Genomic DNA, 14295 nt, shown 5'->3' on the forward strand with positions numbered 1-14295 from the left:
GCGGCTCAGGCGCGCCGGGAGCGGGCCAGCAGCATCGCCACGTCGTCCTGCTGGGCGCAGGGCAGCAGCTGCCGCAGGATCTGGTCGCACAGCCCCTCCAGGGGCTGCTCCACCCCGTGCAGGGCCCGTCCCAGCTGTTCCATCCCCTGGTCGAGGTCGCGGTCGCGGGCCTCGATGAGGCCGTCGGTGTAGAGGACGAGCAGGCTGCCGGGGGGCAGGCGCACCTCTTCGGTGCGGAAGTCGCGCCCTCCGGCGCCGAGCGGGGTGCCGGGCGGGCCGTGGAGGAAGGTGACGGTGCCGTCGGTGGCGACGACCGCGGGCGGCGGGTGGCCCGCCCGGGCGATCACGCAGGCGCCGGACGCCGCGTGGTGCACGGCGTACACGCAGGTCGCCATCTCGTCCTCGCCCAGGTCGGCGACGACCGCGTCGAGGGAGCGGAGCAGCTGGGCGGGGGGTACGCCGTGGCGCGCGAGGGTCCGTACGGCCGTGCGCAGCTGGCCCATGACGGCGGCGGCGTGGACCCCGTGGCCCATGACGTCGCCGATGACGAGCCCGGTGCGGCCGCCGGGCAGGGGGATGGCGTCGAACCAGTCGCCGCCGACGTCGTGGTCGCTGGCGGGCAGGTAGCGGCCGGTGAGTTCGAGGCCGGGGACCTCGGGCAGGGCGCTGTTGGTGAGGCTGCGTTGGAGGGTGAGGGCCGCCTGGCGCTGGAGGGTGTACATGCGGGCGTTGTCGATGTTGAGGGCGGCGCGGGCGACGAGTTCGTCGAGGAGGACGCAGTCCTGCGCGTCGAAGGGCGCGCGCTCGCGGGTCCGGGTCACGGAGACGGCTCCCAGCACGGTTCCGCGGGCGACGAGGGGGACCAGGCGGGCCGAGCCGAGAGTGGCCAGGTAGGTGCGCAGGGCGCCGGCCCGCGGGGAGGTGATCAGTGCCGGGATGTCGGAGACGTAGAGGTTCATGGGCAGGCCCTCGGTGATGACCCGCTCGTAGACGGTGCCGGCGGGGATCTGGAAGGTCTGGCCGGCGGCGAGTTTCGCGGTGGGGGCCGAGGGGTCGGGGAACTGGGCCGCCAGGCGGCGCAGGACTCCGCGGGCGGAGGCCGCGGGGGCGGCGCCCTCGTCGGGGCCCAGGACGGATTCGAGGAGCTGGACGTCGGCGGAGTCCGCGAACCGCGGTACCAGCAGTTCGACGATCTCCTGGGCGGTCTGGTGCAGGTCCAGGGTGGTGCCGATGCGGGTGCCGGCTTCCGCGAGCAGGGCGAGGCGGTGCCGGGCCAGTTCGGCCTCGGCCTGGGCCCGCTGTCGTTCGGTGACGTCGATGAGGGAGGCGATCACGCCGAGGACCCGCCCGGAGCCGTCGAGGAGGGGGGCGTAGGAGCAGGACCAGGTGTGGTCGTGGTCGGGGTCGGCGGGGGTGCGACCGGTGCGGCGGACGTCGACGACGGCGGTGCCCCGGTCGAGGACCTGCTGCATGGTCGCCTCCAGGGCGACGGCGTTGACGCCGGGGACCACTTCGGTGAGGCGTTTGCCGAGGTGTTCGGTGGCGGAGACGCCGTTCATGCGGGCCAGTGCGTCGTTGACCCGGAGGAAGCGCAGGTCGGTGCCGAGGGTGGCGAGGCCGATGGGTGACTGGGTGAAGAGGCTCTGGAGGGCGGCGAGGGAGTCGCGCATGTGGAGGACTTCGGAGGTCTCCACGGCGATGAGCATGGCGCCCATGCGTCCGGAGGCGTCGACGGCGGGGACGATCCACATCTCCATCACGACGCGGTGTCCGTCGCGGTGGCGGACGGGGAGGGTGCCGACGACGGTCTCGCCGGCCTGGACGCGGCGGGTCAGCTGGTCGGCGAGCTCGCGATTGGCCTCGGGGACCAGGACGGAGGCGCCGGGGCGGCCGAGGATGTCCTCGGGGCGGTGTCCGAGGAGGTCCTGGGCGGCCAGGGACCACTCCACGATCCGGCCGTCGGCGTCCTCCCGCCACAGGGCGATCGGCAGCAGCTCGCGGAGTACGCCCGCGTAGCCGACAGCCGCCGCCGGCGGGTCCGGCACCTCGCTCGTCGACTGGTACGTGTCCACACCGACCTCACCCCGGGGGCCCGATTCCTACCGATTCACCCTATCCGAGGCATCGGCGCCGGGCTCTGCGTCGCCGGAAGGGCGGGTGAGGACGGTACCTCCGCGGGGGCGCGGCGAAACCCGTACGGCCGGTTCGTTCGGGGGCGGCCGCCGCACGGGCCCGCCGGCACCCTCCCGCGTGTGCCCGCGGCGGGGTGCGGATCTCAGGTGTGTGCCATCAGCTCCCGGGCTCCGCCGCTGATAACCGCCGTCACCGGGATGCCGGCGCGGTCGATCAGGCCCGCCGCGACGGCCGCCCGGCGGCCGCTGCCGCACACCACCAGGATCTCCCGGTCGCGGGGCAGCTCGCCGATCCTGCGGGGCAGCTCGGCGAGGGGCACCGCGAGGGAGCCGGGGATGCCGCCCTCGGGGCGGTCCGGCCGCACGTCGAGCACCCGTCGGCCGTCGACGCGACCGGCCAGGGCTGCCGCGTCCGCGGTCGGGAAGGTGCGCAGGGGGCGGCCGGCGGCCGCCCAGGCGTCGGCTCCGCCCGCCAGGTAGCCGGCGATGTCGTCGTAGCCGATCCGCAGGAGCTGGAGCATGGCCTCGTGGGCCGCGTCCTCGGCCGGTTCGGGCAGGACGAGGACCAGACGCGTGCCGAAGGGCACGACTTCCCCGACGAGGCCGGCGAAGCGTTCGTCCAGTTCGTCGCAGATCGAGTCGGGCAGGTGGCCCGCGGCGAAGGCGGCCCGGTCCCGTCCGTCGACGATCTGCGCGCCGCCGCCGAGGAGCCCCTCCACCATCGTCGGCGTGAGCGGGCGCATCAGGGGCGGCCCGCCGAGCACCCGGGGGCCGGCGCCGTTGATGGATCCCATGTGGCGGTAGTAGGCGGGGTACGGGGGCAGGCCCGACGTGCGTCCCCTGACGAACTCCTCCTCGTCCTGGGCGGTGAGCACGGGATTGGTGCGCCGCTCCGTGCCGACGGTGCTGGTCCGCTCCCCCGACACCGGGCCGGCCGCGCAGGAGCTGCCCGCGCCGTGCGTCGGCAGGACGCGGGTGCCGTCGGGGAGCAGGGCGAGCCGGCGCAGCGTCCGGTACTGGGCCCGGGCGAGTTCCTCCGTACGGCCGCTGCCGGACAGGTCGGTCCGGCCGGCGTTGCCGACGAGCAGGCTGCCGCCGGTGAAGACGGCGGAGGGGGCCTGGGCGTGGTCCTCGCAGACCAGGTAGGAGGTGTGCTCGGCGGTGTGGCCGGGGGTTTCCACGGCCCGTACGGTCACGTCGCCGACGCGTACCTCGTCGTCCTCGGCCATGGGCAGGTGGTCGAAGGCGTACGGTGCGCGGGCCGGGCCGGCGACCGTGGCACCGGTCGCGGCGCGGACCTCCAGTGCTCCGGAGACGTAGTCGTTGTGGACGTGGGTCTCCAGGACGTACCGGATGCGGATCCCCCGGCGGGCACAGGACTCCATCAGGTCCCAGCTGTCGCGCTGCGGGTCGACGAGGGCGGCCTCGTCGCCGCTCACGAGCAGGTAGCTGGTGTCCCCGAGCGACGGGGTGGCGACGACATCGATCGTCGCCTCGGAACGGTTCATACGACCACCACCTCGACGGAGGCCACGGGGTTGCAGCCGTAGCCACGGGCGTTCCACGGGGCCCGCGACGGCTGCGTGGCGCCGCGGGCGTCGGTCGCGCGGGACAGCAGCCGGTACGGTCCCGGCTGCCGCGGGGTCCACCGGTAGGACCAGGAGCACCAGGCGTAGGGGCCGGCCGGTGGTTCGAGGACGGCTTCGTGCCAGCCGCGGACGTGGTCCGGGTCGCGGCCGTCGTCCTCGTGTTCGGCCCGCACCTCGACGCTGCGGACGGGCACCCCGTCGCCCGACCAGGCGTGGCCGCGGACCAGGGTCTCGTGGCCGCGGCGCAGGTCCTCGTCGGGTGCGGGTCCGGTGATGTGGGACTTGACCCGCAGGGTCGTCACGGGTCCTTCGCAGGTGCCCTGCGCGGTGACGTAGAGGTAGTCCTCGGCCTGGAAGACACCGGTGAAGGGGGCGGTCACGACCCGCGCCCCGACCAGCCACTTCACGTCCGCGACGGCGAAGCGGCCGGGGACCACCAGGCGGACCGGCGCGCCGTGCTCGGGGGTGAGCGGCTCGCCGTTCATCCGGGTGGCGAGGAGGGTGTCGGGGTGGCGGGCCGCGGCGAGCGGGAGGCTGCGTGCGAAGGGCGTCCGGCGGCCGTGGACGGTGCCGGTGTCGGCTCCGGTGAAGACGACCTCGACGGCCTCGGGGTCGATGCCGGCGCGGTCGGCGAGGACGCGGAAGGGCACGCCCGCGAAGCGTGCGCAGCCCACGGCCCGCTGGCCCCAGGGCACGCCGGGCGGGACCGGCCGCATCTGGCTGCGGCCGTTCCCGGCGCACTCCACGACGACGTCGAGTTCGCGGTGTTCCAGCGCGAGCAGTTCTGCGTGCCCGATGGAGAGGGCGGTGGCCACGGCGCCGCCGACCTGCAGCCGCCACCCGCCGGGGAGGGTGGGCGGGAGGCCGAAGTGGTCGCGTACGAAGAGGGCCGCGACGGGGGTGAGGGGTTCGCTCAGCGCGGCCGACGGAGTCTGTGCGTTGTAGGGGCGGGCGGTGACCGTCTCGGGTGTCCAGACGGTGGCGCCGGGCCCGCGGGCGACCGTGAAATCCGGCGCTGCGGTCATGGCCACAACCTCCCGTCGGCCTGGTACGGAGCGCGACGCGAATTTCTTCCAGCCTACGACCCGAGGACGGCGGACTGCCGGGGACTGTCATGGCGACGGACACCCGCGGGCAGGTCGTGGCGCGCCGGGGACCTGATCGACCCGCCCGCCGCACGGGAGCGGCGGCCGCCGGGCGTCGGAGCGGCGGACGGGCTGCCCGCGCAGCCCGTACCCGGCGCGTGGAGCGCCTCGAGCGACGAGCACGGGGACCATGGGCCCCGTGGACGAAGCCCCGTGGACCACCGGCGCCGACCGGGCTGCCGTCCTGTGTGCTGCCCGACCCTGAGGCCTCGCGGCTTCCGGGCAGGCGGGTCGACGCGACCGCTCAGGCGAGTTCGCGCGGGCGGGAGACTTCGGCCGTGTCCAGGACCGCCGCGATCCCCTGGGCCAGGCAGGGGATGCGGTGGGCCGGTATGCCGGCGATGTTGATCCGCCCCGAGGTCGTCCCGTAGATGGCGTACTGCCTGCGCAGCCGCAGCATCTGGTTCGGGGACAGCGGCAGCATCGAGAACATGCCCTTCTGCCGGGCCAGGGAGTGCGCCTGCTCCGTGCAGCCGAAATTGCCGAGATGAGCCGTCAGGTCCGCCCGGTTGGCGATGATCCGGCCACGCATGACGTCCAGTTCGGCCCGCCAGGAGGCCCGCAGGCCCTCGTCCTGGAGGATCGTGGTCACGACGGCGGCGCCGTGCTCGGGCGGCATCGAGTACAGCGTCCGGGCGGAGTTCTGCAGGGCCGTCTCGGCGTGCCGCACGGCCCGGCCCGAGGAGCCGAGGACGATCGCGCAGCCCACGCGGTCGCTGTAGAGACCGAAGTTCTTCGAGCAGCTCACGGCGATCAGCATCTCGGGCACCCGGGCCGCCAGCATCCGCGTGGCGAGCAGGTCGGCCTCCAGGCCGTCGCCGAGCCCGTGGTAGGCGAGGTCGACGAAGGGCACCCAGCCGCCGCGCTCGGCCGACTCGGCCAGCGCCTCCCAGTCGTCCGGCAGCGGGTCGACGCCCGTGGGGTTGTGGCAGCACCCCTGGAGCAGGACGACGTCGTCGCGGCCCGCGCCCGCCAGCTCCCGCAGCACGCCGGCCGTGTCGAAGCCGCCGTCGGCGTCCCGCCATCCGTAGGTGCGGACCGTGAGGCCGGCGGCCTCCAGGATGGGCCGGTGGTTGACGTAGGCCGGGTCGCTGATCCAGACCGTGGCGCCCGGGCGGGTACGGCAGACCAGGTCCGCGAGGAGCCGCAGCGCGCCGGAGCCCGCGACGGTCTGGACGGCCGCCGCCCGCTCCGCGGGCCCGTTCGGGCCGAGGACCAGGTCGAGCAGGGAGCGGTTGAAGGCGGTGTTGCCGGAGAGCCCGCGGTACTCCTTGGACTCGGACGCCTGCGCCAGCCGGATCTCGGCCTCACGGACGGCGGCCATGACCGGAGTGGTGCCCGACTGGTCCCGGTAGACGCCCAGGACGAGGTTAAGGCGTTCGGGCCGCTCGTCGCCGCCGAACTCGTACGTCAGGTCCCACAGCGGGTCGGTGGGCGGCGGGGGAAGGAGCTCAAGCATCTGCGGGGACCTCGGGTCGGGGGCGGCGGTTGGCGAGGACGACGCCGGCGGTGATGAGCGGGACGCCGACGAGGACTGCGGCGGTCGGTGCTTCGCCGAGCAGGGGGATCGCGAGCAGGACCACGGCGACGGGGCTGAGGCTGCCGACGACGGAGCTGCGCTCGGCACCCAGGCGGCGGATGGCGAAGGCGTACAGCAGGCCGGCGCAGAGTCCGACGCCGAGTCCCTGCACGACCAGGAACAGCGCGATGTCTGCGCCGGTGGCGTGCGCCATCCCGGTGGGCAGGACCCCGGTCAGGGCGAGCAGTCCGATGACGACGAAGGAGGGCAGGCAGAGCAGGCCGATCGAGCCGACGGGATCGAGTTCGACCTCGCGCAGCCCCACCGTGTAGAGGGCCCACAGGCCGCTGGCGACGAGGAGGATGCCGGAGCCCGCGAGGACGTCGGTGTCCACGGGGACGACGTAGCGCCAGACCAGGGCGACGACCCCGGCGGCGATCAGCGCCAGGCCGACGGCCTGCGTCCCCTTCGGGACGCCGTGACCGCGCCGGATCATGATCAGGGAGACGAAGAGCGGGACCATGCCGGGGACGATGGAGCCGACGAAGGCGGCGGAGGTCAGGGCCCCGCCGTGCATCGCGGCCAGGAAGAACGGCACCCCGGCGCCGCAGACGATCTTCAGGGCGGGGCCCGGCCGCACCGCGGCGATGGCGCGGCGGCGCCGCCACAGGGCGGGCAGGAGGAGAAGGAGGGGGAGGCCGAACCGCAGCAGCGCCGCGTCGGCGGGCAGCAGCGAGGAGCTGCTCAGGGCTCGGGCGCTCAGGGCGAACGCCGCCCAGATCGACACGGTCACCAGCAGCGCCAGCAGGCCTTGGGCCTGCGGGGAGAGCCCGCGCCGGCCGGGGTGTCCGGCGCGCGGGCCCGCCGCATCGGGAGGCAGGGTCGCCCGGGTGGTGTGCGTCGCGACCAAGGGATCCACTCCAGCCTCTGGAAGACGGACCGGTCCGGCCCGCTCAGGGGCAACGCTAGGGCTTCCGCCGGGGCAGCCGATTGCCAGTTCTGCCTCTCGGACATACGTTTGGGGCAGGATCTGCCAAGGAGGGGCCGTGGACGCAGTCGATCTGCAGATCATCCGGGAGCTGCAGGCGGACGGACGCCTCTCCAACCAGGAACTGGCCGACCGGGTCCGGCTGTCCCCCTCGCCCTGCCTGCGCCGGGTGCGGCGACTGGAGGAGGCGGGGTTGATCCGCGGTTACACGGCCATGGTCGACCAGGTCGCCTTCGGGCTGCCGGTGACCGTCTTCGTCCGGATCCGGCTGGAGCGGCACACGGCGGAGGCGGTGCGCCTCTTCGAGGAGCACGTCTCGGTCATCGAGCACATCCAGGACTGCTACCTGATGGCGGGCAGCAGCGACTACCTGCTCCGGGTCGTCATCGAGGACCTGGAGGCGTACGAGGCGCTGGTGCGCCACCGGATCCACGCCATCCCCGGGATCGCCTCGATCGAGTCGAGCTTCGCCTACGGCAGCGTGAAGCAGTCCAGGACCTACCCGCGGCCGGCGCCGGGCGCGTCCCGCCGGCCGCGCTGACCGGTTCTCCAGGCCGCTTGGACCGCCGCTTCGACCGCCGCCTCGAAGACGGCGTGGGCGGCTTCGTCGAAGAGGACGAAGCGCACCTCCCGCACCTCGGTCCGGGCCGCCAGGACCGTCCGGACCGCGATCCTCGCGCCGTCGTCCATGGGCCAGCCGTAGACGCCGGTGGAGATGGCCGGGAAGGCGACCGTACGGGCGCCCAGCTCGTCGGCGACGCGCAGCGACTCGCGGTAGCAGGAGGCGAGCAGCTCCGACCGGTCCTCCTCGCGCGACCAGACGGGGCCGACGGTGTGGATGACGTGGCCGGCGGCCAGCCGGCCGGCGGTGGTGGCGACGGCCCGGCCCGTCGGCAGGCCCTTGCCGTAGTGCGAGCGCCGCAGGTCCTCGCAGGCGGCGAGGATCTCCGGGCCGCCCTTGCGGTGGATGGCTCCGTCGACACCGCCGCCGCCGAGCAGGGAGGAGTTGGCGGCGTTGACGATGGCATCGGCCGTCTCGGCGGTGATGTCGCCGCGCACGAGGGTGATGCGGACCATCGGACTGTCCTTTCGTGGAGGGTGGCCGGCGGTGCGTCGGGGCGGCCGGGCCGTTCAGGAGGACGTGCGCAGGTGGCGCCAGACGGCCTTGGCGGCGTTGTGGCCGGACATGCCGTGGACGCCCGGACCCGGCGGGGTCGCCGAGGAGCAGAGGAAGACCGCGGGGTGGGCGGTGGTGTAGGGGGAGAGGCTGAGCCGCGGGCGCAGCAGGAGCTGGAGTCCCGAGGCGGCTCCACAGGCGATGTCCCCGCCGACATAGTTGGGGTTGCGGGCGGCGAGCTGGGGCGGGCCGGCCGTGGCCCGGGCCAGGACGAGGTCGCGGAAGCCGGGGGCGAAGCGCTCCAGTTGGCGTTCGACGGCCTCGGTGAGGTCGCCGTCCCAGCCCGCCGGGACGTGCCCGTAGGCCCAGAAGACGTGCTTGCCCGCGGGGGCCCGGCCGGGGTCGACGAGGCTGGGCTGCGCGGTGATGAGGAACGGCGCGCGCGGGGCCCGGCCGCCCGAGGCGAGCTGGAGGGCCGCGTCGATGTCGCGCATGCGCGGGCCGACCTGGACGGTGCCGGCGCGGCGCGGCTCCTCGGCCGTCCACGGGACCGGCCCGTCCAGGGCGTAGTCGATCTTGAATACGGAGGCGCCGTACCGGTAGCCGTCGTACGCGCGCCCGAGGCGGGCGATCCGGGCGAGCGCGGTCGGCGAGGTGTCGAAGACGTAGGCGCGGGCGGGCGGGAGGTCGTCGAGCCGCTTGACCTCGAAGTCCGTGTGGATCTGGCCGCCGAGGTCGCGCAGGTACGCGGCGAGGGCGTCGGAGATGGACTGGGAGCCGCCGCGGGGCAGGGGCCAGCCGCCCGCGTGGGCCGCGAGGGCGAAGACCAGGCCGACCGCGCCGGTCCCGATCCCGCCGAGCGGTGCGATGACGTGGGCCACGAGCCCCGCGAGGAGCGCGCGTGCCCGTTCGTCGCGGAAGCGGCGCAGGAGCCAGGTCGAGGGCGGCAGTCCGGCCAGCCCGAAGCGGGCGAGGGTGACCGGGTCGCGGGGCAGGGCGGTGTTCGGCAGGGACATGAAGTCCCGGGCCAGGGTGTCCCATCGGCCGAGGAACGGACCGACCAGGCGCCGGTAGGCACCGGCGTCGCGCGGCCCGAAGGACGCCGCCGTCTCCGCGACGGAACGCGAGAGGACGGCGGCCGTGCCGTCGTCGAAGGGGTGCGCCATGGGCAGCGGGGCGTGCAGCCACTCCAGCCCGTACCGCTTCAGCGGCATGGTGGCGAAGACCGGCGAACCGATCCCGAGCGGATGCACCGCCGAGCACGGGTCGTGCCGGAAGCCGGGGAGGGTGAGCTCCTCGGTCCGGGCTCCGCCGCCGACCGTGCCGGCCGCTTCGAAGACGGCCACGGAGAAGCCGCGCCGGGCCAGTTCGACGGCGGCCGTAAGCCCGTTGGGGCCCGCACCCACCACCACCACATCGAAAATCGACGGCACTTGCACTCCTTCGTTTCCGGCGGCGCTCGTACCTCCAGGATATTGCGGCGGGCCGACGGGCCCGGACCCGCCGGCTCCCTAGCGGGCGCCCCGGAGCAGGTCGCGGATGCGCAGCGCGGTGGCTTCGTCCCGCCCGACGGCGAAGGGCAGGGCGTTGTCGCGGTCCACCCGGAAGGGGACGCCGTCGACGGTGCTCTGTGCGCCGCCCGCCTCGGCGACCAGCAGCAGTCCGGCGGCGTGGTCCCAGGCAGAGGGCCAGGTGAAGGCGAGGGCGTCCATCTCCCCGCGGGCCACCTTCAGGTACTCCAGGCCCGCCGAGCCGCAGGGCCTGGCGGCGACGCCGGGCACGTCCAGCCGGGCCAGGGTGCGCTTGTTCTCGTCGGAGGTGTACAGCGGGTGGGCGATGGCGACCCGCAGGTCGGCGCCCGGCTCGGGGGAACCGCTGTGGATCCGCTGCCCGTTGACGTGGGCACCCTGTCCGCGCACGGCGGTCGCCAGCTCCTCCAGCGCCGGGGCGAAGGTCCAGGAGGCGAGGATCTCCCCGCGGTGGGCCAGCGCGACGAGGGTGCAGAAGGCCGGATCGCCGTTCACGAACTGACGGGTGCCGTCGACGGGGTCGACGATCCACACCGGGGCGTCCGCGCGCAGCGCCTCGTACACGGTGGGGTCGGCGTGGACGGCTTCCTCGCCGACCACGGCCGAGCCGGGCAGGAGCCGCGTCAGGGAGGCCGTGAGGTGCTCCTCGGCCTTGCGGTCGGCGACGGTCACCAGGTCGTGCGGACCGCTCTTCTCGTCGACCTCGTGCTCGGCGAGCTGCCTGAAGCGCGGCATGATCTCGATCGCCGCCGCCTTGCGGACGGCTTCTTCCACATCGGGCAGGCCTTGGGCCAGGAACTCATCGATCATGCCTCCAGCAAAGCACGCCGGGCCGACAAACCCCACCGCCGGTACCGGACGCCCGGACGGACACCGGGTGGCCCGCGGGTGAACCGCCCCGGAGAGGGCGGTCCGCGTCAGTCGGTGCCGCCGGTGAGCAGGCGGGCGCGCAGGCGCTCCACCGTGCGGTCCGACAGTCCGGCGCGGTCGGCGAGGTAGCCGTGCACCGATCCGTGGCGGGCCTCCAGGTCGGCCAGGACCAACTCCATGATCACGGCGGGGGCACGTCCGTAGGCCGGCCACTTCATGACCCGGTCGGGGTGGGCGGCGCGCCAGTCGGCGGCGAGGCGCTCGGTGGCGAGTTCGGTCAGGGCGAAGTCGGCGAGGACCTCCCGCCGGCCGACGCCGAGCAGGGTGAGGACGAAGGCGGCGATGAGCCCGGTCCGGTCCTTGCCGGAGGTGCAGTGGAACACCACCGGGCCGGGCGCCCCGGCGATCTCCTCCAGGACCTGCCGGATCTCCCCCGCGCCGTCCTCGGTGACCTCCGCGAACCGGTCCGCGAGATAGCGCCAGGGGTCGATGGCGGGGTCGATCTCGGCCTGGTCGTAGGGCCGGTGCTCGATGCTCAGGTTGACGTAGTGGAACCGCTGCGCCTGGGGGATCCGGCCCTTCGCCTCGATCTCCCACGGGTAGCGCAGGTCGATCACGGTCCCGATGCCCAGTTCCAGGAACCTCTCCCAGTCGGCGCCCCGCAGCTTGCCGAGCGAGTCGGCCCGGTACAGCGTGCGCCAGGCGACGGTGCGGCCGTCGGCGGACCGGTATCCGCCCACGTCACGGAAGTTGTGCAGGCGGTCGAATGCGACGTGCCGGTCCATCGGCTCTCCCCCTGGTCCCGGGCACCGCTCGTGGCGGTGCCCACGCGCTCGCGGCTGGTCCCGCTCGAACACATCATCGTCGATGCGGAGTTCGGGCTCATGGGACGGTTCTGCCGGGGCAGGGAGTGGGTACTGCCGGGCGGGGCGGTTCGGGGTCCCGCCCGGCAGCGGTGGGGTCAGTCGCGCAGCGCCGGGATGATGTCCCGGCCGTACGCGTCGATGGTGGCCTCGCGCGCGTCGTGCATGTCGTAGACCGCGAACTGGTCGACGCCCAGGTCCCGCAGGGCGCGCAGTCTCTCGACGTGGGCCTCGGCCGGGCCCAGCAGGCAGAAGCGGTCGACGATCTCGTCGGGGACGAAGTCGGTGGAGGGGTTCCCGGCCCGGCCGTGGTGGCTGTAGTCGTAGCCCTGGCGGGCCTTGATGTACTCGGTGAGCTCCTCGGGGACCATCGAGGAGTGCTCGCCGTAGCGGGAGACGAGGTCGGCGACGTGGTTGCCGACCATGCCTCCGAACCAGCGGCACTGGTCGCGGGCGTGCGCCAGGGCCTCTGCGGAGGCGTCGGCCGTGACGTAGGCGGGGGCCGCCACGCAGATGGTGAGTGAGGCCGGGTCGCGGCCCGCCTCGGTCGCCGCCTGCCGTACGGCCTTGACCATCCACTCCGTCAGGTAGGGGTCGGCGAGCTGGAGGATGAACCCGTCCGCCTTCTGGCCGGTGAGGGCCAGCGCCTTCGGCCCGTACGCGGCCATCCAGACGGGCAGCTTCCCGTCCTTGATCCACGGGATCCGCAGGGGCTTGCCGTCGACTTCGGCCTCGCGGCCCTCGGCGAGGTCGCGGATGACCTCGATGGCCTCGCCGAGCCGGGCCAGGGTGTTGGGCGCCCGGCCGGCGACCCGCATGGCCGAGTCGCCGCGGCCGATCCCGCAGACGGTGCGGTTGCCGTACATGTCGTTGAGGGTGGCGAAGGTGGAGGCGGTGACCTCCCAGGTCCGGGTGCCCGGGTTGGTGACCATCGGGCCGATGTGCATCTTCTGCGTGTTGGCGAGGATCTGGCTGTAGATGACGAACGGCTCCTGCCACAGCACGGCGGAGTCGAAGGTCCAGCCGTAGCGGAAGCCGTTGCGCTCGGCGCGGCGCATGAGGCTGACCACCTGCGAGGCGGGCGGGTCTGTTTGCAGGACGAGGCCGAAGTCCATCGGGCGGCTCCTTACGGGCTTACAGGTACTGGCAGGTGGAGCGGTGGACGAAGGCCCCGTGGCCGGCCCGGCCGGTGTACTCGCGCCGGTCGATGACGAGTTCGCCGCGGGAGAGGACGGTGTCGACGCGTCCGGTGATCCGCTTGCCCTCGTACGCCGAGTAGTCCACGTTCATGTGGTGCGTCTCGGCGGAGATGACCTGCTCGGCGTGCGGATCGTAGAGGACGATGTCGGCGTCGGCCCCCGGCGCGATGGTGCCCTTCTTCGGGTAGAGGCCGAACATCCGGGCGGGCGTGGCGCAGGCGATCTCGATCCAGCGGCGGCGGCTGATGTGCCCGTCGACCACGGCCTGGTGGAGGAGGTCCATGCGGTTCTCCACGCCCGGCAGCCCGTTGGGGATCTTCGAGAAGTCGCCCCGGCCCAGCTCCTTCTGCCCGCGGAAGCAGAAGGGACAGTGGTCGGTGGAGACCACCTGGAGGTCGTTGGTGCGCAGCCCGCGCCACAGGGCCGCCTGGTGCTCGCGGGGGCGCAGCGGTGTGGAGCAGACGTACTTGGCGCCCTGGAAGTCGGGCTCCTCCAGGTTGTCGGTGGACAGGAAGAGGTACTGCGGGCAGGTCTCCCCGAAGACGGGGAGGCCTTTGTCGCGGGCGGCCGCGAGCTCGGCCACGGCCTCCTCCGCCGAGACGTGGACCACGTACAGCGGGGAGCCGGCGACGCGGGCGAGCTGGATGGCGCGGTGGGTGGCCTCGGCCTCCAGGAGCACTTTGCGGACCTCGCCGTGGTGGCGGGGGTCGGTCTCGCCGCGGGCCAGGGCCTGTTCGACGAGGACGTCGATCGCGATGCCGTTCTCGGCGTGCATCATGATCAGCCCGCCGTTGGAGGCGCCGCGCTGCATGGCCCGCAGGATCTGCCCGTCGTCGCTGTAGAAGACGCCCGGGTAGGCCATGAACAGCTTGAAGGAGGTGACGCCCTCGCCCACGAGGAGGTCCATCTCCTTCAGGGTGCCCTCGTTGACATCGGAGAGGATCATGTGGAAGGCGTAGTCGACGGCGCAGTTGCCGTCGGCCTTGGCGTACCAGGTGTCGAGCCCTTCGCGCAGGGAGTGGCCCACGCTCTGCACGGCGAAGTCGACGATGGTCGTGGTGCCGCCCCAGGCGGCGGCCCTGGTGCCGGTCTCGAAGGTGTCGGATGCGGAGGTCCCGCCGAAGGGAAGTTCCATGTGGGTGTGCGCGTCGACGCCGCCCGGGATGACGTACTTCCCGGTCGCGTCGATCGTGCGGTCCGCCGTCCAGGCGGTGGCGGCCGCCGAGCCGGCGGTGGCCAGGGCCGCCACGCGGCCGTCCTCGATCAGGACGTCCGCGTGGATCTCGTCGGCGGCGGTGACGACCAGGCCGCCGCTGATCAGGGTGCGGTTGCTCATCGGGTCCC

Annotated in this window: 12 protein-coding genes; 1 reads left to right on the forward strand and 11 read right to left on the reverse strand. The window is 73.8% G+C overall.

All coding sequences use genetic code 11. The features are described from left to right. Window positions 1-5 precede the first annotated feature (5 nt). The 5 genes from AC2RP6_RS09675 to AC2RP6_RS09695 all read right to left on the reverse strand — a co-directional run bounded on the left by AC2RP6_RS09675 (window position 6) and on the right by AC2RP6_RS09695 (window position 7295). Window positions 6-2072, reverse strand: a complete 2067-nt coding sequence (locus tag AC2RP6_RS09675; protein ID WP_486445840.1) for a SpoIIE family protein phosphatase — start codon at window positions 2070-2072, stop codon at window positions 6-8. 203 nt (window positions 2073-2275) lie between these two features. Further along, window positions 2276-3640 carry an MBL fold metallo-hydrolase gene (locus AC2RP6_RS09680; protein ID WP_486445841.1) on the reverse strand — a complete coding sequence of 455 codons (1365 nt, stop codon included), beginning with the start codon at window positions 3638-3640 and terminating at the stop codon, window positions 2276-2278. Continuing rightward, window positions 3637-4746 (reverse strand): sulfite oxidase, encoded by a 1110-nt coding sequence (locus tag AC2RP6_RS09685; protein ID WP_486445842.1) that lies wholly within the window; start codon window positions 4744-4746, stop codon window positions 3637-3639. The genes AC2RP6_RS09680 and AC2RP6_RS09685 overlap by 4 nt, the downstream gene beginning before the upstream one ends. Before the next feature lie 364 nt (window positions 4747-5110). Beyond that, complete coding sequence (locus AC2RP6_RS09690; RefSeq protein ID WP_486445843.1) at window positions 5111-6325, reverse strand: amino acid aminotransferase; 1215 nt, start codon at window positions 6323-6325, stop codon at window positions 5111-5113. After that, window positions 6318-7295, reverse strand: coding sequence for a DMT family transporter (locus AC2RP6_RS09695; protein WP_486445844.1), 978 nt, complete (start codon window positions 7293-7295; stop codon window positions 6318-6320). Before AC2RP6_RS09695 ends, AC2RP6_RS09690 begins: the two co-directional genes overlap by 8 nt. 136 nt (window positions 7296-7431) lie before the next feature. Here AC2RP6_RS09695 and AC2RP6_RS09700 point away from each other — a divergent pair, with 136 nt between their 5' ends. Then, entirely contained in the window at window positions 7432-7914 is a 483-nt protein-coding gene (locus AC2RP6_RS09700) for an Lrp/AsnC family transcriptional regulator (protein WP_486445845.1), read from the forward strand. Here AC2RP6_RS09700 and AC2RP6_RS09705 read toward each other — a convergent pair. The 6 genes from AC2RP6_RS09705 to hydA all read right to left on the reverse strand — a co-directional run bounded on the left by AC2RP6_RS09705 (window position 7872) and on the right by hydA (window position 14287). Then, window positions 7872-8450, reverse strand: a complete 579-nt coding sequence (locus tag AC2RP6_RS09705; RefSeq protein ID WP_486445846.1) for an O-acetyl-ADP-ribose deacetylase — start codon at window positions 8448-8450, stop codon at window positions 7872-7874. The genes AC2RP6_RS09700 and AC2RP6_RS09705 overlap by 43 nt on opposite strands. Window positions 8451-8504: 54 nt before the next feature. Beyond that, window positions 8505-9923: a phytoene desaturase family protein gene (locus AC2RP6_RS09710; RefSeq protein WP_486445847.1), complete on the reverse strand. Its 1419-nt coding sequence runs from the start codon at window positions 9921-9923 to the stop codon at window positions 8505-8507. A gap of 78 nt (window positions 9924-10001) precedes the next feature. Further along, entirely contained in the window at window positions 10002-10829 is an 828-nt protein-coding gene (locus AC2RP6_RS09715; RefSeq protein ID WP_486445848.1) for an inositol monophosphatase family protein, read from the reverse strand. Window positions 10830-10936: 107 nt separating this feature from the next. Continuing rightward, window positions 10937-11674, reverse strand: coding sequence for a tyrosine-protein phosphatase (locus tag AC2RP6_RS09720; RefSeq protein ID WP_486445849.1), 738 nt, complete (start codon window positions 11672-11674; stop codon window positions 10937-10939). Window positions 11675-11850: 176 nt separating this feature from the next. Then, window positions 11851-12867: a TIGR03842 family LLM class F420-dependent oxidoreductase gene (locus tag AC2RP6_RS09725; RefSeq protein WP_486445850.1), complete on the reverse strand. Its 1017-nt coding sequence runs from the start codon at window positions 12865-12867 to the stop codon at window positions 11851-11853. A 19-nt stretch (window positions 12868-12886) separates the two neighbouring features. Continuing rightward, window positions 12887-14287, reverse strand: a complete 1401-nt coding sequence (hydA, locus tag AC2RP6_RS09730) for a dihydropyrimidinase (protein ID WP_486445851.1) — start codon at window positions 14285-14287, stop codon at window positions 12887-12889. Between the last annotated feature and the right edge of the window lie 8 nt (window positions 14288-14295).

It is taken from the genome of Streptomyces sp. WAC03905, from assembly GCF_057371075.1.

Bases quoted from the DNA above. Each gene is read 5' to 3' on its own strand.
- AC2RP6_RS09680 (WP_486445841.1), bottom strand. From the start codon at position 3,640: ATGAACCGTTCCGAGGCGACGATCGATGTCGTCGCCACCCCGTCGCTC.
- AC2RP6_RS09685 (WP_486445842.1), bottom strand. From the start codon at position 4,746: ATGACCGCAGCGCCGGATTTCACGGTCGCCCGCGGGCCCGGCGCCACC.
- AC2RP6_RS09690 (WP_486445843.1), bottom strand. From the start codon at position 6,325: ATGCTTGAGCTCCTTCCCCCGCCGCCCACCGACCCGCTGTGGGACCTG.
- AC2RP6_RS09705 (WP_486445846.1), bottom strand. From the start codon at position 8,450: ATGGTCCGCATCACCCTCGTGCGCGGCGACATCACCGCCGAGACGGCC.
- AC2RP6_RS09715 (WP_486445848.1), bottom strand. From the start codon at position 10,829: ATGATCGATGAGTTCCTGGCCCAAGGCCTGCCCGATGTGGAAGAAGCC.
- AC2RP6_RS09720 (WP_486445849.1), bottom strand. From the start codon at position 11,674: ATGGACCGGCACGTCGCATTCGACCGCCTGCACAACTTCCGTGACGTG.
- AC2RP6_RS09725 (WP_486445850.1), bottom strand. From the start codon at position 12,867: ATGGACTTCGGCCTCGTCCTGCAAACAGACCCGCCCGCCTCGCAGGTG.
- hydA (WP_486445851.1), bottom strand. From the start codon at position 14,287: ATGAGCAACCGCACCCTGATCAGCGGCGGCCTGGTCGTCACCGCCGCC.